Genomic DNA, 24,790 nt, shown 5'->3' with positions numbered 1-24,790 from the left:
CACTAAGCCAAATCCAGTTGAAATGACAGCTGCCCCACAAAAATATCAACACCGCAATAACAAACCTTAATTGTTAACCGCGCGCCAGCCAAGCGCCTGGATCTATCGGCCGCCCCTGGTGGCGAATTTCAAAGTATAAGCCGGTGCTGCTCTGGCCGCCGGAATTACCCACACTGGCAATAGCTTCCCCCGCCCGCACCGGTTCACCGGCTTTTTTAAGCAGCCGCTGATTGTGGGCGTAAAGGCTCAGGTAGCCTTCGCCGTGGTCGACAATCACCAGCAGCCCATGGCCGCCAAAATAATCGGCAAACACCACGCGCCCATGGTGTACCGCAACCACTTGGTTGCCCAGAGGTGCAGCTATATATGCCCCGCTCCAATTAATCTGCCCCGCGATACGAGCACTGCCAAAACGATGGATCAGGCTGCCTTGGGTCGGCCAGGGCAAACGCCCTTTGCGCTGGGAAAACTTCTCCCCTCCGGCGGGTAAAGGTACATAGGCGGGTGAATTAACGGCGCCGCTAGTCGCCACTTTTTGGGTGACACGTTCCAGCAGAGCCTGCAGGCGGCGGCGGTCTTCACTCAGTTGTTTAAGTTGCTGGTTTTTGTCCTTGAACTGGCTATTCACTTTAGCCAGCGCCTGCTGACGTTCGTTCTGCCGGCTCTTTAATTGCTGGCGCTGTTCATCCAGTTGCGCTTGCATGGCCCCCAATTCCAGGGTTTTTTTTTCGATCTCTGGTGTTAGTGCATCAATGCGCGCAATAGTTTCCATGAAACCCTGCATCTTGCGGTTATGCGCTTCCATAAAATAGCTGTGATATTTCATGATGCGCGACAACTGGTCGGGCGATTCCTGATTCAGCAGCACTTTGATTTCGCTCTGCTCACCCAGTTTTTGCGCCGCGCGCATTTGTTCGGCTATTTCACCCTGCTGTTTTTTTTTTGCTTGCTCTAACTGGCTGCGCTCATTTTTCAGCTGGTTTAGCTCGTTGTTTTGCTGCTTCAACTCTTTATTGATGTCATCGGCTTTTTGCTGGAGTTTATTGATTTCTTGCTCGGATTTTTCCAAGTCTTTTTGCAAACTCGAGCGTGTGCCCTGCACTTTTTTTAACTCTTGCTGCAGCGCTTCAATTTCCTTCTGTAGTTTTGCCATCTCGGCTTTTTCGTCGGCTTGGGCATAGCCGGCAAACATCAGCGCCAGACACAGCGCGCTATTGAGTGCGAGAGTTTTGGTGAATGCAAAAAGTCGACTCATATTTTTTATCTGAATGCGTAAAGGTAGGGTAGGTGAAGCTTGGCTGTACCCATCACCGGGTTTGATTACTCCTGCAGGGCGGGCACGCTGCCTGCAGGAGAGGGCGGCAAATTAAACCAGCGTAATCAAATTGCGACCGGTCATTTCTTTGGGTTGTGGCAAGCCCATCAAATGCAACATGGTAGGTGCAACATCTGCCAGTGAGCCGCCGGGAGCAATGGTGCCTTTGCGATGGCTGTGGAAAATAAATGGCACTGGCAAGGTGGAGTGCTGGGTGTGTGGCTGACCTGTTTCTTCGTCAAACATCTCTTCCACATTGCCGTGGTCTGCTGTGATCAGGGCTTCACCGCCTACTTTGTCCACTGCAGCTAATACTCTTCCCAAACACACATCCACTGCTTCTACGGCTTTGGTGGCTGCTTCCATAATGCCGGAGTGACCGACCATATCGCAGTTGGCGTAGTTGCAAATAATTGCATCGTATTTGCCGGATTCTATCGCCTCTACCAGTTTGTCGGTCACTATAGGCGCATTCATTTCCGGTTGCAGGTCATAGGTTGCCACCTGCGGTGAGGGAACCAGAATACGATCTTCGCCTGGGTACACCACTTCATTGCCGCTGTTAAAGAAGAAGGTGACGTGGGCATATTTTTCCGTTTCGGCGATGCGCAACTGGGTTTTGCCCAATTGGGCGATGTAATCGCCAAAGGAGTTGGTCAGGTCTTCCGGCGGGAAGGCGATAGGTGCCTTGATGCTGGAAGCGTACTCGGTGGTTTGCACAAAGTGGGCGATGTTCGGGTGCAGCTCGCGCTCAAAACCGGTGAAGTCTTCGCCGATCAGGGCATTGGTAATTTCGCGCGCGCGGTCGGGGCGGAAATTCATAAAAATCACCGAGTCGCCATCATTAATAGTGGCCACTTCTTCCTCTTCGGCGCAGATCACGGTCGCTTTGACAAACTCGTCATTTTCGCCGCGCTCGTAAGCGGCTTTTAAACCTTCAACTGCGGTGAGTGCATCGTATTCGGCATCGCCAGTGACCATCACATCGTAAGCCGCTTTAACGCGATCCCAGCGATTGTCGCGGTCCAGCGCAAAGTAGCGGCCCACAATCGATGCTATGCGACCAGCACCCAGCTGGGCGAATAAATCCTGGGCTTTTTGCAGCGATTTTTCTGCGCTGCGCGGGGCGGTATCGCGGCCATCCAAAAAGGCGTGCAAATAAACTTTTTGCGCCCCGCGTTGCACCGCCATACGCATCATGGCGTAGATGTGGTCTTCGTGGCTGTGTACGCCACCTTCGGAGAGCAGGCCGAGAATGTGCACCGCTTTATCATTTTTGATCGCCGAGTCTATGGCTTCGACATAAACCGGGTTGGTAAAAAAATCGCCATCGCTAATGGCTTTGTTGATGCGCGTAAAACTTTGGTAGACCACGCGGCCGGCGCCCAGGGTCATATGGCCAACTTCGCTGTTGCCCATTTGGCCTTCCGGCAGGCCTACCGCCATACCGGAGGTTTCAATCAGGCTTTTGGGGTTGTTGGCCCAGAGTTTGTCAAAAACCGGCTTGTGCGCCGCCGCTATGGCGTTGTACTTGGTTTTTTCAGAGTAACCGTAGCCATCGAGAATCAACAACACGACAGGTTTTTTAGCGCTCATAAATCAGTTCCACGGGTCGGATGAACAGGAATGGGTCAATACAACAGGGCGGAGGTGCTCCATCGCAGTATCGGGCGGCGCACCCTTGTAACCGGTGCGTTAATGGAGCGTATTCTAGCGGGTTGGGCGTGTTAACTCTATGCAAAAACATGCTATCCCGGGCTTACAATTTGGCTATAACCCGCGCCGGCCTTTGTTATTGCCGGCTGGATGCAACGGCTAACCGCCGGTCAATCGTGTATACTCCGGCGCCTTGTCGCCGCCTGTGCGACTGTGTGCCCGTGCCGGTGGTTGTTCAGTGCTGAACCTGTATTGAAATCCCCGGGTACGCCCCCACTTCGTTGTGACGGTCGCGCAACAAAACCTATCCAAAAGCAAGTAAAAGGCAGAGTACTGTGGACTTTATTGTATTTATTACCCAAGAGTGGCTGCTGGTCACCACCCTGATTGTGCTGATTTATCTCTACGTATGGCGTGATCGCATCAAAAGTGGCCGTCCGGTATCGCCCCATGAGGTCACGCGTCTGGTCAACCAGGGGTCGGCAGTGTTGGTGGATCTGCGCGATAGCGCTGAATTCAAAGCGGGGCACATAGTTGGTGCGATCAACGTGCCCTACGCCAAACTCAGCAAGGAATCCACCGAGATTGCCGCCTACAAAGACAAAACCATAGTGCTGGTAGACAAACTTGGCCAGCACGCCGGCGCTGTCGGTCGTTTTCTTGGTAAAGAAGGTTTTGATGTGCGCCGTTTAGGCGGCGGTATTGCCGAGTGGCAGGCGCAAAGCCTACCGCTGGTAAAAGGTAAATAAGCCTTTGCCATTTATTTTCAGCGAGCAAGCGGAGTTGTTATGGCCCAAGTGATTATGTACACCACAGCAGTATGCCCCTACTGTGTGAACGCCAAAAAATTATTGGCGCAAAAAGGTGTGGCGGTGGAAGAAATTCGCGTGGACAGCCAACCCCAGTTGCGTCAGGAAATGATGGAAAAAAGTGGCCAGCGCACTGTGCCGCAAATTTGGATTGGCGAATTTCACGTCGGTGGATTCACTGATCTCTGGGCGCTGGACAAGGCCGGCAAACTGGATGCGCTCCTCGCCCAAGCGTGATTAAGCGCAAGCATTTTTAGTTAAAACGTAAATATTAATACCACCAAGTCGAGTTCACTATGTCTGAAAATAATCAACAAGCTGCAGCAGAGGGCGCAAAAGGCCCGGTATTTGCCATTCAACGTATCTACCTAAAAGATATTTCGTTTGAAACACCTATGGGTCCGGAGGCATTTACCAAAGCCTACAAACCCAATATCCAACAAGATCTGAACATTCAGGCCAACCCCATTGAAGATGGTCTGTTTGAAGTGGTGTTGTTACTCACCATTACCGCGCGCCTGGAAGATCGCGCGGTATTTTTGGTAGAAGTAAAACAAGCCGGCCTGTTTGCAATTTCTGGCATTGAAGGCCCGGCTGTGACCCAATTGATCAACACCGCTTGCCCACAAATTTTGTTCCCCTACGCGCGCGAAGCGGTAGATGGCATTCTCGGTCGCGGCAGCTTCCCACCCTTAATGCTGCCACCCATTAATTTTGATGCGGTGTTTGTGCAAGCGGTTACCGCTGCGCAGCAACAGGCGCAAGCCCAGCAGCAACAAGCTCAGGCAACACCGAGCGAAGCGCTGAATTAATTTCTTCGCTTGGCAATAAAAAAGGCAATCACACCGGTGATTGCCTTTTTTATTGCGCGCGTTTTTTCATCGCCACCAACTACTGGGAATGCGCTGCGGAAAATTGTAACCTGCGATGAACCTTCACATTGACCCCGGATGCAGACAAGGGGATGCCTCATGTTTAATTTGTCTTCCAGCCCTGAAGCGGCTGCCAGTCACATAGCTGCCGTTGATTTGGGCTCCAACAGTTTTCACATGATTGTGGCGCGTTGGGACAACGGCCAACTCACCCTGCTCGACCGTTTGCGCGAGCCGGTGCGTTTGGGGTTTGGCTTGCAGGCCGACGGCAGTTTAAGCAGAGACGCCAGCGAGCGCGCCCTTGCTTGCCTTGAGCGTTTTGGTGAATGCCTGCGCGCTTATCCCTCGCGCAGCGTGCGTATTGTGGGCACTAAAACCCTGCGCAGCATTAACGATGCCGGTGAATTTATCGCCGCCGCCGAAGCGCGTTTGGGGCATCCGGTAGAAATTATTTCCGGCGATGAAGAGGCGCGTTTGATTTATTTGGGCGTCGCCCAAGCCATAGCGCCTACCCAGGGCAACCGCATTGTGATGGACATAGGCGGCGGCAGCACCGAAGTTATTTTGGGCGAGGGCATGACGCCCAGACTCAAGGAAAGTTTGAACATGGGTTGTGTCGCCATCACCAAACAATTTTTTAGCGATGGCAAGGTGAGTGAAAAAGCCGTCACCAAAGCGCTGATTGCCTGCTTGCAAGAATTGCAGCCAGTCAAAGATGAATTTATCGAGCGCGGTTGGCAGCAAGTGCTCGGCGCCTCGGGCAGTATCAAAGCCGTTGCCAAAGTCTGTGAAGCCAATGCCTGGAGCGATGGCATTATTACCGCAGCATCGCTCGATAAAATTATTGCGCGCTATTTGGATCAGGGAAAATTGGATCTGGATATGCCCGGTTTATCCGATGATCGCAAACCGGTTTTTTTAGGCGGCGCCATAGTATTGCGCGCGCTGTTTGAAGCCCTGCAATTAAAAGAAATGATCGCTGCGGATTGGGCGCTGCGCGAAGGTTTGTTGTTTGATCAAAAAGGCCGTTTGGAAAATCACGATATTCGTCAAGCCAGTGTGGACGCCCTCGCCCAGCGCTTTCATGTCAACATGGAAAAAGCCGCTGCCGTGGAGCAGACCGCGCTGCATTTATTGGCGCAGGTCGCAAGTGCCTGGCAGTTAACCGCGCGCGATGCCAATAAATTATTGGGTTGGGCCGCGCGTTTGTATCAAGTGGGTTTGGATATAGCGCACAACGATTACCACAAACACTCGGCCTATATAGTGCAAAACGTGGATCTCGCCGGCTGCTCGCGCGCGGAACAATCACAGCTCGCCGCTTTGGTGCTCGCCCATCGCAAACGTTTCCCCGCAAAAAATTTTCCACTCGATAATAATGATTTGGTTCACCTCGCCATTTTATTGCGCCTGGCCGCCATTTTTCACCGCGGCCGCATAAAAGACGGCCTGCCAGAAATTGCCTTGCAGGTGGAGCATAAAAAAATACATTTATTGTTGCCGCAAACCTGGCTGCAACAACACCCACTAACCCAAGCGGATTTGGAAACCGAGCAGCGCCATTTGGGTGATATTGGCTATCGCTTGGAAATAGCGGGCCATTAATTTTTTTAAGTGTTTTGCTTAAACGTGAAAAATAAAACTTCACAATAAAAAACGGCCGCTGATTGTTTCAGCGGCCGTTTTTTATTTTTGGATGGAGATGCACTCTTCTTTAATAAAAACCCATCATCAATTACACACCGCACCCGTCACCGCAGGAATTTCTGCGGTGCCTGAATGGGTTCCCTGAAAGCCAAACTCTACAGATTGTCCGGGTTGGATTTGGTTGTTCCAACCGGCGGGAGTTGCGGAGTATGGGTTGTTGCCGCTGAGGGTGGCATTCCAGCTGTTGGTGATGCGGGTGGTGCCGCTGTAAGTCCAATTCACATTCCAATGGGTGATGGTGCTGCTGCCAGTGTTGGTAATGCGGATGCTGCCGGTAAAACCGGAACCCCAGTTGTTGGTGACCGTGTAACTGCACTTGCTGCCGGTGTTGGCCACTGAGCTGACTGCCTGGCTTGAAGCCGTGCTTGCGGTGATGCTGGAGGCAAGGCTTGACGCGATACTTGAGGCGGCGCGGCTGGAGCTGGCCGGAGCGCTGCTGCCCAGTGCGCCACCATTGGGGTTGCTGCCGGCAAAATACACATCCGGTGCTGCAGGTGTCGCCATGCCCTCGCCGAGGAAAAAGCCGGGGTGCGGAGGCTGGTTGTAACCCACGTTTTGCCAGGCGATGGCGGTGCGGTACTGGCTGTCGTGCATCAGTGTGCGCAGCTTGTGGGGGCTGATAATGTTGGTGGAGAAGATCAGCAATTGGCTATTGTTTTCATGGCGCCAGATCACCTCCTCGCGCCAGTCACCCAGAATGTCGGCGGAGAGCCCCGGTGTGGCTTTGGTGCTGTTGTTGGAGGCGGCGCCGTAGTTGTAGGCGGTGAGCAGGCGCGAACTGGTGTTATTGCTGTAGTTCCACTTGTCGATCATGGTGTTATTGAGTTGTTCGCGCAGCAGGTCGCCGTCCCACCAGGCTGCAAAGTTAATGGAGGCGGGTTTGCTGCTGGTGATTGAGCCGCCGGTGGCCGAGGTGACACCGGTCACGCTGCTCCAGCTTTCTGCACCGGGGGTGCGCGGGTCAATATCCATGATCACCCCGCGGCCTATGTCGCCACCGCCCTGAACACTCCAGATAATCTGGCCGGTTTTGGCATCGTGCATTTCCACCCCGTGGCTGCCGTAGCTGGAGGGCGATTCATGCACCATAAACACTTCCAAACCGGGGCGGCTGGGCAGGAAATCGCTTAAATGCAGCGCATCGCCGTGGCCCAGGCCGGTGGAATAGAGCAGGCTGCCATTGTCGTTGATGGTGGCTGCGCCATAGACAATTTCATCCCTGCCGTCCTGATCGACATCCCCCACCGTGAGTGAATGGGCGCCTTGGCCAGCCGCTGCGCCATTGCCGCTGCTATTGCTGTCGAAGGTCCAGCGGCGTGTTAACTGGCCGTTGCTCCAATCCCAGGCAACCACTACGGCGCGGGTGTAGTAGCCGCGCGCCATAATCAGGCTGGGGCGGGTGCCATCTACATAGGCGATGCCGGCGAGGAAGCGATCTACGCGGTTGCCGTAATTATCCCCCCAACTGCTGACTGTGCCGCGTGCGGGCAAGTAATCCGTCGTTGCCATAGCAACACCGGTTTGGCCGTTGAAGATGGTGAGGTATTCAGGGCCGCTGAGGATATAACCGCTGCTGTTGCGGTAGTCGGTATTGGCGTTGCTGCCGCCCAGTACTAAGCCTGCGGCATCGCGGGTGCCGGGCGCAGTTTTCAATGCCACTTCGGCTTTGCCGTCACCGTCCAGGTCGTACACCATAAATTGGGTGTAGTGGGCGCCGGCGCGAATGTTTTTGCCCAGGTCGATGCGCCACAACTGGGTGCCGTTCAGGGTGTAGGCATCGATAAACACATTGCCGGTATAGCCGCTTTGGGAGTTGTCCTTGGCGTTGGATGGGTCCCACTTGACCACAATTTCATACTGGCCATCGCCATTCAGGTCACCCACGCTCAGGTCGTTGGGGGAATAGCTGTAAGCCTCACCGCTGGGTGTAGTGCCGCCATTGGGGCGATTCAGGTTTACTGCCAAATAGGGGTCTGACCAAGTAGCTTTGGCGACGTTTGCTGCATATTCGACCCCGTTAATCACCGGACGAATAGTGTAGGCCGCACTGGTAGTGCCGCTGCTATCCACATAATTGGTGCTGTTGGTAATGGGGCTGGCGGTGATTTTGCTGCCGTTGCGATAGACGTTAAAACCTATATTGGCCGGGTCGTTGCCCAGCAGGCGCCAGCTGATAAAAATACCGTTGCCGGCCGGCAGGGCGACAACACCGCGATCCAGATATTCCGCTTGGCGCGCGGCAAACAGCGGTGCTGCCATAAGGCCCATCAGGCCGGCGCAAAGGACATGAAGCAGGGGTTTGGGCAGCTTGCGCCCGGCGGACGCTGCCAATTGCAATGGTTCCATAGACGTGATCTCGACATTATTGATTATTAGGGTGAGTGCCTAACTGGCCTGTCGAGATTATATAAATAGGATTTATTTGGAATGCGAGGCTGACGCTGAACCGATTTTCAGCGCCAGTAATTGTTCAAATTGTGAACCGCACAGCGATCAGCTGCCGATATGCGCCGACCAGCGCTCCAACAAAATCGCTTGCGCATCAATCGCCTCTTCATCCTGCTTGGGTTGGCTGGGCAGGTAACTGCCGTCCGGCTGCAGAATCCAGGCGTGGGTGTTGTCGCGCAGGTATAAATCCAGGTCTTCCAAAATACGGTCACGGATTTTTTTGTGTTTGATGGGGAAGCAGGTTTCTACCCGGTGGAACATGTTGCGCACCATCCAGTCGGCGCTGGAGCAGTAGAGTTCCGGGTTGCCGTTATTTTCAAAATAAAACACGCGATGGTGTTCCAAAAAACGGCCGATAATGGAGCGCACTTGAATATTTTCTGACAGGCCTTTTACCCCGGGGCGCAGTTGGCACACGCCGCGCACAATCAAATCGATTTTTACCCCAGCCTGCGATGCCGCATAGAGTTCGTTAACCAGCTCTTCGTCGTAGAGCGAATTCATTTTGGCAATGATATGCGCCGGTTTACCCTGCTCGGCGTTTTCTTTTTCGATGCGAATACGCCGCACCATGCCCTTGTGCAGGGTGAAGGGCGCGTAGAGCAGCGAATCCATTTTGGAGGCTTTGCCCATGCTGGATAGTTGCAAAAATACGCGATAGACATCCTCACCCAATTCTTTGTCGCAGGTGAGCAGGCCATAGTCGGTGTAAATTTTACTGGTGCGCGGGTGATAGTTGCCGGTGCCCAAATGCACGTAGTAACGCAGCTTGGCATTTTCGCGGCGCGCCACCAAAATCATTTTGGCGTGGGTTTTAAAACCCACCACACCGTAAATCACGTGAATACCAAAACGCTGCAGGCGCTCGGCGAGGGCGACGTTTTGCTCTTCATCAAAACGCGCGCGCAATTCCACAATCGCCGTCACTTCTTTGCCAGCTTTGGCGGCGGCGACTAATGCATCCACAATTGGTGAATTGGAGCCGGTGCGGTAGAGCGTTTGTTTGATGGCGAGCACGTTGGGGTCAGCGGCAGCTTCGCGCAAAAAATCCACCACACACTGGAAGGAGTCAAAGGGGTGGTGCAGCAGTAAATCCTGTTTTTGCAGCACTTCAAAATAAGAGTTGCTGCGTTTGGGCAGCTTGGGCATAGCCTGCACAAAAGGTTTGAAGTAGTAATCCGGCGTTTTAATTAATTCAAATAAATCGGCAAAGCGGTTGAGGTTGACCGGGCCGTTAATGCGATACAAATCGCGCTCTTTAATTTCACAGCGCTGCAATAAAAATTGTTCCAGTTCCGCGGGGCAAGTGTCGGCGATTTCCAGGCGCACCTCATCGCCATATTGGCGATAGGCGAGTTCACCTTGCACCGCGCGCAACAGGTCGTCAGTCTCCTCTTCGTCGAGGAAAATGTCCGAGTTGCGGGTGAGGCGGAATTGGTAACTTTCCACCACCGTCATGCCGACAAAAATCTCGCCCATAAAAAAATGGATGATGGAGGAGACAAACACAAACGCGCGGCCGCCCTCGGCCAGTTCTTTGGGCAATTCAATCAGATGTGGCAGCGAGCGCGGCACCTGCACAATCGCGCGGCCGGAATTGCGGCCAAAGGCATCTTTGCCATCCAGCCGCACAATAAAATTCAAACTCTTGTTCAAAATGCGCGGAAAAGGGTGCGCCGGGTCTAACCCAATGGGGCTGAGTACGGGCAAGACTTCAGAGAGAAATACTTGTTTTAAATAGAGGATTTGCTCCTGGTTCCACTCATCGCGGCGCAGGATGCGGATATGGTTTTCGCGCAGCAGCGGGACTACTTCATCGTTGAGTATGCGGTACTGTTCATCCACCAATTGATGCGCGCGCAGCGAAATTTCATTCAGGGTCTGCATTTGCGTCAGGCCATCCGGCCCTTGGGTTGGCGGCGCGTTGAGTTCGAGAATCTCCACCAAACCGCCCACCCGCACTTCAAAAAACTCATCGAGGTTGGTGGAAAAAATACACAAGAAACGCAGCCGTTCCAGCAGCGGCAAACTGCGGTTATAGGCTTGATGTAAAACCCGTTTGTTGAATTCGAGCAGGCTCAGCTCGCGATTGAAATAGGCGTTATCCACCTTGTACCTCGTAACCCGATTCATATGGCGCCAAAAAGATCTCATCAGATTATGTCAGTTATGTGACAAAAATAAGACAGCGGTTGGTATAGCTAACACTAGCAAAGTTTTGCGCGGGCAGGCTGCTGTTGGATGCGGGGGAATTAGCGGGAAGCGAGCTGATTAACAAAAGGTAAATTGTTTGTTGAGGGGGAAATCCGGGGGAGTGGGAGCGGGAGGATAGTTTGGTGCGGTAGGCAACCGTCAAACCCAGGGGGTTTGACGGTTCCGGCCGGTGAGCAGCCGGGTCGCTACTGGCTGTGCTGCTAGTAACAGAGTTGCTACTTAGTTGCAGCGATAGACATCAAAGCTCTGGCGGCCGTCGTTGACCAGGCTGGCGGGAACAATAGTATCGCCGCCAAAGGCGCTGGCTTCGTTGCGCGCCATGTTGGTCAATTCAGTGGCTACTTTGTTAGGGTCGCGTTTCATGGAGCCGACAAAGTTGTCTTTTACTTTTACGTTGACGGTGCGCACTTTTTCGCAGTTGCGTACATTGGCGGCGTTAGCAACGGCGACATTGCTGCCCTGTTCATTCACTTTTACCCAGGTACAGGCGCTGGTCAGGCCAACCAGGGTAACAACAGCCAACAGAGACAATTTTTTCATGATACAAATCCTCGCAGGTAGTAACTCGCAGATAGTAAAGGGATGCGCTGGTTAGTAAATAAACAGCAGCCAAAAAACTCGCGGCTACACTAATGCCAGTGCCCTGCCGTTGCAAGCTTCGCCCCACCGGACTCTGCAAGACGTTGCAGGACATTGCAGCTCGCCTGCCTCTGGCATCTAAATAATAATTTGGGCAATCAGGCGCGCGGTAGTATCTTTAGCGCCAGCACATCCGGGGCTCCGGCTCTGCCCCGGCCATAAGCAATAATATGAACAAACGATAGGACAATCGCCAAAGAGGAGTTTACCCATGGGCTCAACCACGCTCAGCGCCCTGCATAACCTGTTTAACCGCAAAAACCTGCGCCGGCTGATCAAACTTCTACTCCTGGTCGGGATTTTTATGGCCATCACCCTGGCCATTGGCAAGCTCTACCAAAAGTGGGATGACGACCCGGCGCGCGGTGCACTCGCCATCGACAAGGGGGCCTTTGGCGAAAATTACTCCACGCCGATTTATCTGGATCAGGGCTGGAGCGCTAACGATAGCCTCTGGTTTTACAACACCACCCAGGGGTCGGCGCTGATTCCCTACGATTTTTTTATCGCCCTGGAGCAGGCGGAAGTCAACGAGCCCTTCCGCGCCAATAGCCTGATCGATCAATACCGCTACCTGCCGCAAAAGCCCACCTTTTTTAACCCCGACGGCCTGCCGGTCGGGTTCGTCAAAGAAGGCTACAAGGGCAAGGATTACATAGGTTTTACCTGTGCGGCCTGTCATACCGGGCAGGTGAATTACAAGGGCACAGCGATCCGTATCGACGGTGGCCCGGCGATGGCGGATATGGTGGGTTTCCTCACCGCGCTGGAAAAAAGCATGATGCGCACCCTGACTGACAGCGAAAAAAACCAGCGTTTTGTGAGCAGTGTGCTGGCGCTCAACAACAGTTACAGCCGCGCGGAAGATGTGCAAAGCGACCTGAAACGCTGGACGCGCAAAATCAACCTCTACAACACCATCAACCACTCGCAGGTTGAGTATGGCTATGCCCGTCTGGATGCCTTTGGGCGCATTTACAACCGTGTGCTTGAACATGTGATCAGTCGCCGCCAGCTGCGCGATGTGCTGCTCAGTGCCACCAAAGCCGATGGCGATACCAACCTGCTGACCCTGGCGCAGGTGGACAAAGTACTGCTGAACATCAGCGAAACCATTATTGGCGATTTGCAGTTCGCCAAAATCATCGAGCGGCTGATGTCCACCGAAGAGGGCTTCCCCGGTTTGGGGCTGGAGGATATGGAGCGGGTCAAAGCGATGATTTTTAACGAGCCCAACGCGCCCGTCAGTTACCCCTTCCTGTGGGATATAGCGCAATCCGACTATGTGCAATGGAACGGCTTGGCCAGCAATGCCGGCATGGGGCCACTGGGGCGCAACACCGGCGAGGTGATCGGCGTTTTCGGCATTCTGGACTGGACTGCGCACAAGCGCGGCTGGAGCCTCTCCTCCCTGCTCACCGGCCAGAGCAGCAAGAGCTACCAAATCGATTTCACCTCCTCCATCGATCTGGTGAATTTATCGCGCCTGGAATCGCACCTGAAAAGCCTGACTTCACCGGTGTGGCCGAGCATCCAAACGCGCACCAACAACCCCGAGCAGCAAAAAGCCAATGCCATTTTTGAGGCTATGCCCGAGTGGCGCATCGACTACGCCAAGGTGCGCCGCGGCCGCAAAGTCTATGCGGAGTACTGCGAAAGCTGCCACGAGGTAGTGGATCGCACCGATTGGGATCGCATTCTGGTGGCCAATATGTCCAGTATTGATCTGGTGGGCACTGACCGCGCCATGGCGGAAAACAGCGTGAATTACGCCGGGTATTCGGGCAACTTCAAAAACACCTATCAAAGTGAAAGTGTGGGCTCGCTGGTGATTAAGGACAGGGCGCCGGTTGTGCAAATCCTCACCGCTGCCACCATGGGTGAAGTAGCCACCGAGCCTGACCCGGATAAATGGCTGCCGCGCCGCACCCTGGACTGGCTCTACCTGATGGCTAAATCCTTCTTTGATAATGAAATTAAAGCCAGTGTAAAATCCGGCGACTACCTGCCCGATACCACCGCGGCACCCTATCAGTCGCTGCTATCCTATAAGGCGCGGGCGCTGAACGGCATCTGGGCCACTGCACCCTATTTACACAATGGTTCAGTGCCCAGCATTTACGATTTGCTATTGCCGATAAAACGCCCCGGTGATCCCGATACCGGTGAATACCGCCCAGCGCAATTTATGGTGGGCAGTCGCGAGTTTGACCCGGTGAGAGTCGGCCTGCGCGCTGAGGGTTATCCCGGTTTTGAATTCAAAGCGGATAAACGCGGCGACCTGAACATAGGTCACGAATACGGTACTGCCCGGGCACCTGCGGTCAATGGCAAAAAGTTGGAGCCGCTGACGGCGGAGCAGCGCTGGGATCTGGTTGAGTACATAAAGACCTTGTAATACCCCGGTGGGTAATAAGTGTTTGCCAATAAAACTTTGTAGTTACTGCATAGGTCAAAGGACGGATAACGCCACTCTCCAGGTCTTGTACCTTCACACCTGCGGCCGATGCCGGCAGGGTGAGAGTCAAGGGGAGTGGCGTTGTTGCATGTGGATTACCCTAATCTGAGTTGCCCGACGGCGTATGTTGTTATCGATAAAAAACGGTTTTGGCAGTTTGCGTTTCGCCCATGGTCTACCGCTGTTAGCTGCAGCCTGGCTGTGTTTTGCTCCCTGTGCGGCGGCAGAGCCGGTCAAGCGGGTGACTGTGCCTATCGCCCTGCCATTCCAACAGCAGCAGTCGTCGGCTGACACGGCGGCCTCCAGTGCACCTGCTGCCGCTGAAGCCTCTCCCCACCGCTTGCAGACCACCCAATTTACCCAGACAGTTGCGCCCGCCGCCGCGGTAGCCGTCTCATCGGCCAGCTCCAGCCTGGCAGCCGCTGTGCAACCCGCCAGCCAACTGGCACCCAAACCTGAGGTGCTAGCGGCAGCTTCATCGACAGCGGCTTCCATAGCCGCCATACCCGGGGCATCGCCGGTTGCGCCGGCAGCCAGACAGACAGCCGCGCCCAAAGTGGCGGCGACATCGGCCAAGGCAGCGACCAGTGCCGCATCGGCTAAAGCCCAAGCCAAGCCTGCGGCAAAAACCGCGGCGCCCGCTGTAGCAGCACCGCCGGTGGCTGCTATCCCTGTGATCACCACTGCAGCCATCAAAGCGCAGCGCTATCCGGTTGGGCATCCAGAAGCGTTTGTGGCCGAGTTTGAGGATTATGTAGCCAAGAAAATCGCGCCCTTTGTGCCCGGTGTGGCCATAGTGGTGGTGTCGGGCGGGCAGATTAAATCCCTGCAGGGCTACGGGGTGCGCCGGGCGGGTACACGCGAAAAAGTCACACCCGATACGGTTTTCCGCCTTGCATCCCTGTCCAAACCGGTCGCATCCACAGCCGCGAGTGTGCTGGTGAACGAAGGTGGCCTGAGTTGGGATAGCACCATCACATCGGTATTGCCCAAGGTCGCCTTTAAAAACGCCAAATACGGCAAACAGTTGACCCTGCGCCATGCGCTTAGCCAATCCTCGGGCTTGCCGCGTCACACCTACAGTCACTACATCGACCAGAACATGAACTATGCCGATGTGGTGAGTCGCCTGCGCTATGTGAATTTTGTCTGTCCGCCGGGTAAGTGTTACGCCTACCAGAATGTGGCTTACAGCCTCGCCGGGGATATGATCAAACAAAAGTCAGGCATGAGTTTTGAGTCTTATGTCATTAAAAAGGTATTTGAGCCTTTGGGTATGCGCTCCGCTTCCTATGGATTAGGCAGTTACAACGCCTCGCCCAACCGCGCCGCGCCGCACATTGCCAATGGCAACCGCTGGGTGCCAACCGCGGTGGTGGGCAACTGGTATAAGGTGGCGCCAGCCGCCGGGGTAAACGCCAGTATTGTGGATATGTCCAAATTTTTGCTCGGGCAAATCGGGCGGCGCCAGGATGCCCTGCCCTTGGCAGTGCTTAACCCTATTCAATCGCGAGTCACCAAAAATACCCCTGAGCAGAATTATTACGGCGTGCGCAAAGCGGTAGGCAACACCGCCTATGGTTTGGGTTGGCGGGTATTTGATTACGGCCGCAACAAAAACTTTGTACATCACGGCGGCCATGTAAAAGGCTTTCGCACCGAGATGGTGTTCAACCGTGATCTGCAAATCGGCATGGTGTTCCTGAGCAATTCGGAAACCCGCCTGGCGCGCGACGTTATTTTTAAATTTTTGGATATGCATGAGCGCGCCCAGCAAGCGGCGCGCAAGGCTAAAAAACAATAACCAGAGAAACAATAACCAGATGCGGTTCATCAGGCCGCAGGAGTGCAATTTATGGCACTAGCCGCCTTACACCCGCGCCGTATCTTGCGCGCGCTGGATGCCATAGATTCTGAGTCGCCCTCCTATCGCCTGAGTCGCCCTGCGGCCCTGCGCCGGGTGTTTGTGGTCTTGGCGACTGTCTGTATCAGCCTGCTGATCCTCAACTACGGCCGCTACTCCACTAACTTGCATGCGCTGTTGGCTTACCTTGGGCAGTGGCAGCAGCAGGATAGCGGCTATTACCTGAATCGTTTGCAGGTGAGTGGTTGGTTGGAAATGGCCGGTTATGTCTGGTGGACTGGCTGTCACTTGCTGACGTTTATCCTTATCCCCTGGCTGGTGATTCGCTTGTTATTCAAGGAGCGGATGCTGGATTTCGGCTGGCGCTGGAATCAGGTGACTGAACACTGGCGTGGTTATCTGCTGTTGCTTTCGCCCATTTTGGTGTTTGTGGTGCTGGTTAGTTTTGGCGAGGACTTTGTCAACCATTACCCTTTTTATTCCCTGGCCGGGCGCAGCTGGCTGGATTTGCTACTGTGGGAGCTGCTGTACATCAGCCAATTTGTGTTTCTGGAGTTCTTTTTCCGCGGTTTTATGCTCAATGCCCTGCGCCCGGCACTGGGTGCCAATGCGATTTGGGTGATGTGTGTGCCTTACCTGATGATCCATTTCCCCAAGCTCTGGCTGGAAGCCACGGGCGCCATATTATTTGGGCTGTTCCTCGGCATACTTGCCTTGCAGTCGCGCTCTATTTGGGGTGGGGTGCTGGTGCATGCAGGCGTTGCGCTGAGCATGGATATCGCCGCGCTGTTGCGCAAAGGCGAGCTGCCCAACGGTTTTTGGTAAGCCAATCCGTGGAAAAACAAAAGTTCTGGCAGATGCTGGTGTCGGGGTTCTTTACAGTTTCGTTTCACCGCTACGCAGCCTGTCAGGGGGCCGATCATCGCTGATGTTAGCTTTTTGAGTCGCTTTGGTACTAAAGCCAAAAGTGCTTATAGGTCTTCTCTCTCAAAACGTTTTTTAATCCTTTTTGATGCTAATCGAGGTGATTTTTACAACCTTCGATGGCGTCGATTTTCCTATCGCATTTGTCGCCTAAATACTCATTTATTTTCAGTCGGCAGAAAAAGTCCTTGTTATTCAATTAGTTGAAAATTAGTTAAGCCGCGTGTTTTGCGTGGCGCGTAAATTGCTAAACCAAAGTGTGAGATTGGTCACAATTAGACTGGCGTTTTATCAACTAACGGAAGGATTTTCATCATGAACACTTGGAATCGCTTTTTGGCTTTACCTTTTGCGGTAGTGGCTCTGTTGGGGGTATTGGTGTGTGGCAGCGTACAGGCGGGAGTGGTTGATTGTCATCCCACGAGCCTAACACTGGTTTCCAATACGGTAGATTGTGAAAAAAGCAGTGCAACCCAGGACTTCCTCAACACCAACCCAATGACGGTGAACGCTGAACAGTTTTTTGGGTTCAGTGACTGGGTATTTTTAGACAAGGATGAGATGGGCAGCAACGCAGGCCAGAGTGGTAATTGGGCCGTAGACCCCAGTATTTGGGATGACTACAGCAATCTCCTACTGGTATTCAAGGACGGTAAGGACACTACGCTACTCGGCTATCTGGCAGCCAATGGTGCCTCCAGTGGTACATGGGAGTCTCCTTTCCGGGAGCCTGAGTTTGATTTTAACCCTGACAGTAAAATCAAGGAGGTTTCCCATATCAGCTACTACGTTCGCGGTGCGGTAACCCGTGTTCCCGATACCGGATCTATAGTGCTGATGCTGATAGGTTTGGCATTCCTCGGCTTGTCACGGGCGCGTGTTAACCAGATTTAAAAAATCGGTAGTCAAGGCCATCAAAGGCAGGACCATCAAAAACCGCCGCTTCCCACGGCGGTTTTTTTATCGCTGTTACCCTGGTTTGTATAAATGCCGTCTGGCTCTCGCAGGATCTTTTTTTTCTTTGTATCCCTTTGCTTATAGCCGGGCATAAGGTTTTTTTGGGAGCCTTGTGCAGCGGGCCTAACAAAATCAATAGCTTGGCATCTAAATTCACATTCCGCGCAAAAAACTGAAGCCCAGGCGCTAAAAAAATGTGACTTGCGTCACTTGTTTGAGCTGCTACATTCACTGATACAGCGCGGCAGCGGGAGCAAGCTCATGACTCACCAGCATTATTTTCTGGCGTTTTTTATCGCACTACGGCGTTTTGGCGTGTTTGCAGTGTTTAGCTTCATCGCGCTGAGTTCCACCAGTGTTTATGCGGTTTATGCTGACTGCTCGCACGGGACTCAACAAGACAGCAAGGTGGATTGTTTTTCCATGCCGCAGTTGGAGTTGTTAACGGCCAATGGCGCCTCCTTTGCCGCAGAAGTTGCCACCACCTCCGGGATTGCCGAGGCTGAGACAAGTGCGAAACCCGCGAGCCCGTACCCGGGTTTTTATGTTATCCAGCCCCACCAAGCTGGCGGCTACGACACTGAATCCCTGCCCTTGATGCTATTGCTTGCTGTCCTGCTTGCGGTGCTTTTGGTGCGAGCCAGGAAGCTCAACAACAAGTGAACAGTGCCTGCTCACCGCGATTCCGGTATTTGCCTAAAACAAAGATAGTCATATGTATATCTAGCCAGTAAAATTGCCCTCTCATGCATTAACTGGCTCAGGTTATGGACGTTTCCCTCCTCCTCGATCACCTCAACAACGAACAGCGCGAAGCCGTCTCGGCCCCCGCTACCAACCAGCTGATTCTCGCAGGCGCCGGCAGTGGTAAAACCCGCGTACTGGTACACCGTATTGCCTGGCTGATCCAGGTGGAGCAGATGTCGCCCTATTCCATTATGGCGGTGACCTTTACCAACAAAGCCGCGCGCGAAATGCGCAGCCGTTTGGATGAACTCTTTAGCCAGAACAATCAATACATCAACAGCCGCGCCATGTGGGTAGGCACCTTCCACGGTTTGGCGCATCGCCTGCTCAAAGCCCACTGGCAGGACGCCAACCTGCCGCAAAATTTCCAGATTCTGGACAGCGACGACCAGCTGCGCTTAATCAAGCGCATTTATCAGGCGCTCAACCTGGACGAAAACCAATGGCCGCACAAACAGGCGCAGTGGTATATCAACGCGCAGAAAGACGAAGGCCTGCGCTCCCGCCATATTCAGGAAACCGCCGACCCCTTTGTGCGCACCATGCTGCAGATTTATCGCGCCTATGAAGAGGATTGCCAGCGCGGTGGCATGGTGGATTTTGCCGAAATCCTGCTGCGCGCCCACGAACTCTGGCTCAACAAACCGCACATCCTTGAGCACTATCGCCAGCGCTTCCCGTTTATTTTGGTGGACGAATTCCAGGACACCAACTCAGTGCAATACGCCTGGTTGCGTATGCTGGCGGGTAAAGAATCATGCGTGACGGCGGTGGGCGATGACGATCAATCCATTTACGGTTGGCGCGGCGCCAAAATCGAAAATATCCAGCGCTTCTCGCAGGATTTTGCCGACACCCACATTTATCGCCTCGAACAAAATTACCGTTCCACCGGCAATATTCTCAAAGCCGCCAACGCGGTGATCAAACACAACTACGGCCGCCTCGGTAAAGAGCTGTGGACGCAAGGCGACAAGGGCGATCCTATTTCCCTCTACGCCGCCTACAACGAACAGGACGAAGCGCGTTTTATTGTCGAGCGAATTCAGGATTGGGCACGCAAAGGCAACCCGAAAAAAAGCATGGCGATTTTGTACCGCTCCAACGCCCAGTCGCGGGTGTTGGAAGAGGCGCTGCTGCGCGAGGCCATTCCCTACCGCATTTACGGCGGCCAGCGCTTTTATGATCGCCTGGAAATTAAAAACGCCATCGCCTATATGCGCTTGATTAGCAATCGTCACGACGACGCCGGTTTTGAGCGGGTTATCAATACCCCAACACGCGGTATTGGCGGCAAAACAGTGGACGACATTCGCCTGTTTGCGCGCGAGCAGGGCTGTTCGCTCTGGTCAGCGGCGGAGCAAATGCTCGCCAAAAAAGTGCTCACGGCACGCGCCGGTAATGCGGTGCAATCCTTTTTAAACCTCATTGAAAAACTCGCCCAGGATGCCAGTGCAATTGATGTACGGGGCGATACGCCGGGTTTGGATAGCATCGCTAAAATGGTGATAGAAGATACGGGTCTGCTGCTATTCCATCAAAATGAAAAAGGCGAAAAAGGTCAGGCGCGCGGCGAAAACTTGCAGGAATTAATTACCGCCTGCCGCGCCTTTGAAGCCGAAGAAGAAAACGAAGAGCTCTCGCCGCTGCAACAATTTTTGGATACCGCCGCACTCGATGCCGGTGAAACCCAAGCCGATGAATTTGAAGATGCAGTGCAATTAATGACGCTGCACTCGGCCAAAGGTTTGGAATTTCCGCTGGTGTTTTTGGCGGGCGTAGAGGAGGGCTTATTCCCCCACAAAATGTCGGCGGACGACCCGGATCGTTTGGAGGAGGAGCGCCGTCTCTGCTACGTGGGTATCACCCGCGCGATGGAAAAATTATTTATCAGCTATGCTGAAACCCGTCGCTTGTATGGCAATGAAACCTTTAATGCGGTGTCCCGTTTTGTAAAAGAAATTCCCGAAGACTGTATTGAGGAAGTGCGCTTAAAAACCGCCGTTACCCGTCCGGTCAGCTTGAATCGCCCGCTCACCCAAACCAGCAAACGCCAACCCATGTACGACACCGGCGAAAGCACCGGCTTCCGCCTCGGCCAGCGCGTCAGCCACCCTATGTTTGGCGAAGGCGTAATTTTGCAATTCGAAGGCTCCGGCCCCAACGCGGTGATTCAAATTAAATTCGCCGAAGCCGGTATTAAGCGCCTGGTGATGCAGTATGCGAAGCTCACGGGGCTTTAATCTTTTTAATTCAACAAAGCGAAGAGTTTATGAACACAAAAACAATAAATTGGTATCCGCTGGTTGTCGTTATATTGCTGGCTGCTTTGGTGGCTGTATTTGCCGCATTGGTATTGGAAAAATCCAAACCAAAAAAATCTGTTGAGCCATCAGTCGCCGGTGAACAGAATTCATCTGTTGTTTCCGCACAAACTTATCATTGGAAAATGGTGACATCCTGGCCCAAAAATACCCCCGGTTTGGGGGTGGGCGCTGAAAATTTAGCGCGAGTCATCAAGGAAATGTCAGGTGGGCGTTTGCAAATCCATGTCTATGGCGCCAATGAGTTAGTGCCGGCAATGGGGGTGTTTGATGCGGTCTCATCCGGCAGTGTCGAGATGGGCCATTCAGGCAGTTATTTCTGGCGCGGTAAGGTGCCAGCCGCACAATTTTTTACCTCTGTACCTTTTGGTATGAATGCGCAGGAATTGTATGGCTGGATCAACCACGGCGGCGGTTTGGAATTATGGCGGGAAATCTATGCGCCCTTTAATTTAATTCCCTTTCCTGCCGGCAATACCGGCGTACAAATGGCGGGCTGGTTTAATCGCGAAATAAATTCCGTCGCGGATTTACGCGGCTTGAAAATGCGCATTCCCGGTTTGGCCGGTGAAGTGTTTAATTTAGCTGGCGGCACTTCAGTGAATATCCCGGGCGGTGAACTCTACACTTCCTTGCAAACCGGCGTGATCGATGCGGCCGAATGGGTTGGGCCGGAAAATGATTTGGCCTTTGGTTTCCAGCAAATTGCCAAATATTACTACTACCCTGGTTGGCACGAGCCGGGGCCATCCATGGAGTTGATTATCAACAAAACAGCTTTTGAAAGTTTACCTGCGGATTTACAGGCGATTGTGACTTACGCTGCGCGCGCCATGAGTCAGGATATGTTTGACAGCTATACCGCTAACAATAGCCGCGCGTTAAAAGAATTGGTGGATAAACAGGGTGTGCAAATCCGTAAATTGCCGGATGAAGTGTTGCAGCATTTTTATAAAATCACGCAGCAAGTATACGTTGAGCAAGCCGCCAAAGACCCGCAATTCAAAAAGGTCTATGAATCCTACAAAGCCTTTATGGAGGATGCTGGTGATTACCAAAAAATTTCCGAGCAGGCTTATTATGAGGTGCGCGAGCAGCTATTACCTGCGCAGAAATAATTCAGATTTAATTTGATGTCTTTTGCGGTTGGCTGTGTAACGTTTCAACACCAAAATAATGTAAGTACTGCTGATCAGCTAAAATAGTATCGAAGAAAAGGTGCCTGTAAAGCTGAAGCAACTTTTCCTGGCGAGCCGAAGGATCGGGTAACTGATTGCCCTGCTGTAATATGGAATAAGGAGGGTGCCTGAATCCAGGTGCAGTTTGAAGCTCATTTAATAGCGATTCCAAAATTGGCTTGCCCAAGCCAGCTGCGCTGGCTAGCTGTTGTCCTAGCAGAGGTGCGGAAATGAAATGTGGCCAATTAGTGGTATGTAATTCCTGATTGCTCCAAATTAAATAAGGAGTGGAAAACATTTCCCTGTAGTGGATTGATTCACCTGAAGGTTTGTACCCTGTCTCTTCATAAATTCGGAAATCTCCCCCAAGAATTGGTAGATGATCACCATAAAAAAGAATAATTACCGGGGGCGATTTTGGTGAGCTGTAATTGGCAATCAATTCCTGTAAGGCACGCCTGCTCTCCCTTACGCCAATAGAGAATGTAGCAAGTGTCTTATACTCTTCAGGCGACAAATTAGGTACAGCGTCCCAGTTAATCTTAACCGGGCTGAGTTTTTCATAACGGTCATCATTAAACGGCGCATGATTGGCCATGGAAACAGAGAATAAAAAAATTGGTTCGCTTGCCTCTGTAATATTTTTTACAATCGCCTGATTGATAGCATCATCTGATACATACAGTCCATTTTTATCCGCATCAGCAAAGTATTCAATATCGTAAAAATATTGGAATCCTAATCTAGGATAGACGTTGTTGCGATTCCAAAACCATCCTTCGTGGGGGTGTAATCCCACCGTTTTATATCCAGCCTGGCGAAAACGCCAGGTAATGCTGGGTTGTTTCTTTTGAATAAAGTGATTGAAGGGAACAGCGCCAGAAGGAAATAAACTGATTGCAATCCCGGTTAACACTTCATATTCCGCATTCGCAGTAATGCCACCAAATGATGGTACGGAAAGATAACCCGTTGCACAAAAGTGTGTGTTATTTATTTTAGCTTCGCAGATGGATTCCAGCTTGCCCGGCGAACCTTCTGGGTATAAACCCGGGCTGAGCAGTCCTGGATCCCAGTAGGCTTCAGACTGTATAACAATTACATGAGGTTTTGCGGCATCACTTTTTTTCGCTTTCTTCAAATCATCAGCTAACGCTAATTCCGTTGTAAGTCTTGCTATCGAACCGGGTTCAAAACCACCGGGTTTAGTGACTTTAAAGTTTTTGTGGTTGTATATGAATCCACCAAAGAAACCAGTGTATTGGTATAGTTGAAGTGCATCTGACAATTCCCAGATATTGGGCATTTTTTCACTGCTGACTAATTGCGCTGGGCTATATATGAAAATAATGAGTAGAAGAGCGGAAATCATTCCCCTGGCTGCGGCCCCTTTATTTTTATTTACAAACTTTCTCCAGTGGCGAATGAAGAAAATTAGCATGCTTATCGCTGCGCAAAGCGATAAGAGGAGGATGCCAAGAGCAGTGCCTTGCCCCACAATAAATCCCAATGACCCTAATGCTTGGTTGATGAGATAAAAGTCATTCGGCAGCAAAGGGGAATTTAAAAAATTAATTTTTAATTGGTTTGTTATCGCGAGCAATAACATCGGTAAAAATAATATTACAAGGCTGGCGCTGCGGCTAAGAAAAATACGCAATAAATAATAAATAGCCGCAATTAAAAAAATGCCAATGCTTGCAAAAGAAATGGACTGTTCATACCACATGGTGGTTGTTTGAACATTCCAATCGCGTAGCGGTAGTTCAAAAAAGATTAAGTTTATGAAAGTTGAAAGAATAAATGTAGCTGCAATAGAGATAACAACTAATGAGGCTTTCAACACTCTTCCGGTGATTGGTCGTTGGGAGCTCTTGTCTAAGAAGATTTTGAATTCTTCTTTCCGCTTTGATGCACTGATCCAGCTAACCCAATCCATCCACCAATGGCCTATTAAGTTTGCCAATGATGTTTTGAGGAGGATAGAAATAAATGTTGAAGCAATCACAGCTAACAAATAGCGCCACCAGCTGCCTTCTCCTGCTATGAGTATTATTGATGAGCCAAAGTAGTTAATGATGAGCGCTAAAAAAAACAAGGCTATCAGTATTTCGTTTCTAATATGCAGTGTATTTTTTGTTAGGAATGTCGGCCTTATTCCTTTTAAACCGAGTAAAAAAAACAGGTATAGGAAAGGGATTGGTTTTAAGAAATAAGGTAGCCAGTAAAGTCCTGCCAGTGTAATAAATAAATAGAATAAGATTTTGATCGTAAAGGCAGGTATTAGCTTTTCAATAATACTTGCCAGTATGCAGTAGTTATATGCAAATAAAAAAAATAATGGCCCTGTGTAGGTTTTTAAATCAGAGAAATTGTAAGCAAAGCTATGTTTTGACAATAGTATTGTTAATCCCAAATAAATTACGCTATTTATCGATAGCTTTTTGAGGGAGTGACAAGCGTTGAATATGAAAATAGTCGGCTGAAACTGTATTCCAAAACACCAAAATGCCAGAGGGTAAAAAACGGCAACGATACAATAAAAGCTAAACTGATTAGCTTCACTTGTGTTTGCAATAAGCGCTACTATTTGACTTAGTATCAGCCCAGCAATCACAACTGTGGAAATAGATAAAATAGGTGTTATTGGATAATTTTTTCCAGAATTTTCCATATTG

Annotated in this window: 18 protein-coding genes; 11 read left to right on the top strand and 7 right to left on the bottom strand. The window is 51.8% G+C overall.

Going from position 1 to position 24,790, the window contains the following annotated elements; translation table 11 throughout:
* Positions 1-73: 73 nt before the first annotated feature.
* Positions 74-1,255, bottom strand: coding sequence for a murein hydrolase activator EnvC family protein (locus tag ACFODX_RS03630; protein ID WP_378116162.1), 1,182 nt, complete (start codon positions 1,253-1,255; stop codon positions 74-76).
* Between the two features lie 111 nt (positions 1,256-1,366).
* Positions 1,367-2,911: a 2,3-bisphosphoglycerate-independent phosphoglycerate mutase gene (gene gpmI / locus ACFODX_RS03625; RefSeq protein ID WP_378116160.1), complete on the bottom strand. Its 1,545-nt coding sequence runs from the start codon at positions 2,909-2,911 to the stop codon at positions 1,367-1,369.
* Between the two features lie 395 nt (positions 2,912-3,306).
* On the opposite strand from gpmI, the gene ACFODX_RS03620 reads away from it, so the two are divergent.
* The 4 genes from ACFODX_RS03620 (at position 3,307) to ACFODX_RS03605 (ending at position 6,257) form a co-directional block, all read left to right on the top strand.
* The gene (locus ACFODX_RS03620; RefSeq protein WP_378116158.1) at positions 3,307-3,720 is read left to right on the top strand and encodes a rhodanese-like domain-containing protein; all 414 of its coding nucleotides are present in this window, start codon (positions 3,307-3,309) and stop codon (positions 3,718-3,720) included.
* Positions 3,721-3,759: 39 nt separating this feature from the next.
* On the top strand, positions 3,760-4,017 hold the full coding sequence (gene grxC, locus ACFODX_RS03615) for a glutaredoxin 3 (RefSeq protein WP_324257144.1): 258 nt from the start codon (positions 3,760-3,762) through the stop codon (positions 4,015-4,017).
* A gap of 59 nt (positions 4,018-4,076) precedes the next feature.
* A complete protein-coding gene (gene secB, locus ACFODX_RS03610; protein WP_378116155.1) occupies positions 4,077-4,592 on the top strand; it encodes a protein-export chaperone SecB in 516 nt (171 codons plus the stop codon).
* A 159-nt stretch (positions 4,593-4,751) separates the two neighbouring features.
* On the top strand, positions 4,752-6,257 hold the full coding sequence (locus ACFODX_RS03605) for a Ppx/GppA phosphatase family protein (protein WP_378116153.1): 1,506 nt from the start codon (positions 4,752-4,754) through the stop codon (positions 6,255-6,257).
* A 126-nt stretch (positions 6,258-6,383) separates the two neighbouring features.
* Here the strand turns inward: ACFODX_RS03605 and ACFODX_RS03600 are convergent, their stop codons facing one another.
* From ACFODX_RS03600 to ACFODX_RS03590, 3 genes are all read right to left on the bottom strand, one after another.
* Positions 6,384-8,705: a rhamnogalacturonan lyase family protein gene (locus ACFODX_RS03600; protein ID WP_378116151.1), complete on the bottom strand. Its 2,322-nt coding sequence runs from the start codon at positions 8,703-8,705 to the stop codon at positions 6,384-6,386.
* A 147-nt stretch (positions 8,706-8,852) separates the two neighbouring features.
* Positions 8,853-10,940 (bottom strand): polyphosphate kinase 1, encoded by a 2,088-nt coding sequence (ppk1, locus tag ACFODX_RS03595; RefSeq protein ID WP_378116149.1) that lies wholly within the window; start codon positions 10,938-10,940, stop codon positions 8,853-8,855.
* 300 nt (positions 10,941-11,240) lie between these two features.
* Positions 11,241-11,561 (bottom strand): DUF4156 domain-containing protein, encoded by a 321-nt coding sequence (locus ACFODX_RS03590; RefSeq protein WP_378116147.1) that lies wholly within the window; start codon positions 11,559-11,561, stop codon positions 11,241-11,243.
* Between the two features lie 310 nt (positions 11,562-11,871).
* On the opposite strand from ACFODX_RS03590, the gene ACFODX_RS03585 reads away from it, so the two are divergent.
* From ACFODX_RS03585 to ACFODX_RS03570, 4 genes are all read left to right on the top strand, one after another.
* Entirely contained in the window at positions 11,872-14,058 is a 2,187-nt protein-coding gene (locus ACFODX_RS03585; protein WP_378116145.1) for a di-heme-cytochrome C peroxidase, read from the top strand.
* Positions 14,059-14,242: 184 nt separating this feature from the next.
* Positions 14,243-15,922, top strand: a complete 1,680-nt coding sequence (locus tag ACFODX_RS03580) for a serine hydrolase domain-containing protein (protein ID WP_378116143.1) — start codon at positions 14,243-14,245, stop codon at positions 15,920-15,922.
* Between the two features lie 51 nt (positions 15,923-15,973).
* On the top strand, positions 15,974-16,807 hold the full coding sequence (locus ACFODX_RS03575; protein ID WP_378116141.1) for a CPBP family intramembrane glutamic endopeptidase: 834 nt from the start codon (positions 15,974-15,976) through the stop codon (positions 16,805-16,807).
* Between the two features lie 414 nt (positions 16,808-17,221).
* Positions 17,222-17,800: a hypothetical protein gene (locus ACFODX_RS03570; RefSeq protein ID WP_378116139.1), complete on the top strand. Its 579-nt coding sequence runs from the start codon at positions 17,222-17,224 to the stop codon at positions 17,798-17,800.
* On the opposite strand, the gene ACFODX_RS03565 is transcribed toward ACFODX_RS03570, so the two are convergent.
* Positions 17,787-18,095, bottom strand: a complete 309-nt coding sequence (locus tag ACFODX_RS03565; RefSeq protein ID WP_378116137.1) for a hypothetical protein — start codon at positions 18,093-18,095, stop codon at positions 17,787-17,789. The two genes, ACFODX_RS03570 and ACFODX_RS03565, sit on opposite strands and share 14 nt — an antisense overlap.
* Before the next feature lie 29 nt (positions 18,096-18,124).
* Between ACFODX_RS03565 and ACFODX_RS03560 the strand changes: the two genes are divergently transcribed.
* The 3 genes from ACFODX_RS03560 (at position 18,125) to ACFODX_RS03550 (ending at position 22,052) form a co-directional block, all read left to right on the top strand.
* A complete protein-coding gene (locus tag ACFODX_RS03560; protein ID WP_378116135.1) occupies positions 18,125-18,526 on the top strand; it encodes a hypothetical protein in 402 nt (133 codons plus the stop codon).
* Positions 18,527-18,630: 104 nt separating this feature from the next.
* Positions 18,631-20,853: a DNA helicase II gene (uvrD, locus tag ACFODX_RS03555; protein WP_378116133.1), complete on the top strand. Its 2,223-nt coding sequence runs from the start codon at positions 18,631-18,633 to the stop codon at positions 20,851-20,853.
* 29 nt (positions 20,854-20,882) lie between these two features.
* Entirely contained in the window at positions 20,883-22,052 is a 1,170-nt protein-coding gene (locus ACFODX_RS03550) for a TRAP transporter substrate-binding protein (protein ID WP_378116132.1), read from the top strand.
* Between the two features lie 7 nt (positions 22,053-22,059).
* On the opposite strand, the gene ACFODX_RS03545 is transcribed toward ACFODX_RS03550, so the two are convergent.
* Positions 22,060-24,786 carry an LTA synthase family protein gene (locus ACFODX_RS03545; protein WP_378116130.1) on the bottom strand — a complete coding sequence of 909 codons (2,727 nt, stop codon included), beginning with the start codon at positions 24,784-24,786 and terminating at the stop codon, positions 22,060-22,062.
* Between the last annotated feature and the right edge of the window lie 4 nt (positions 24,787-24,790).

Source organism: Cellvibrio fontiphilus (assembly GCF_042646205.1).
Classification (GTDB): Bacteria; Pseudomonadota; Gammaproteobacteria; order Pseudomonadales; family Cellvibrionaceae; genus Cellvibrio; species Cellvibrio fontiphilus_A.
Note: the sequence above shows the minus strand (reverse complement) of the source record. Positions and strands in the feature narration are given on the sequence as shown.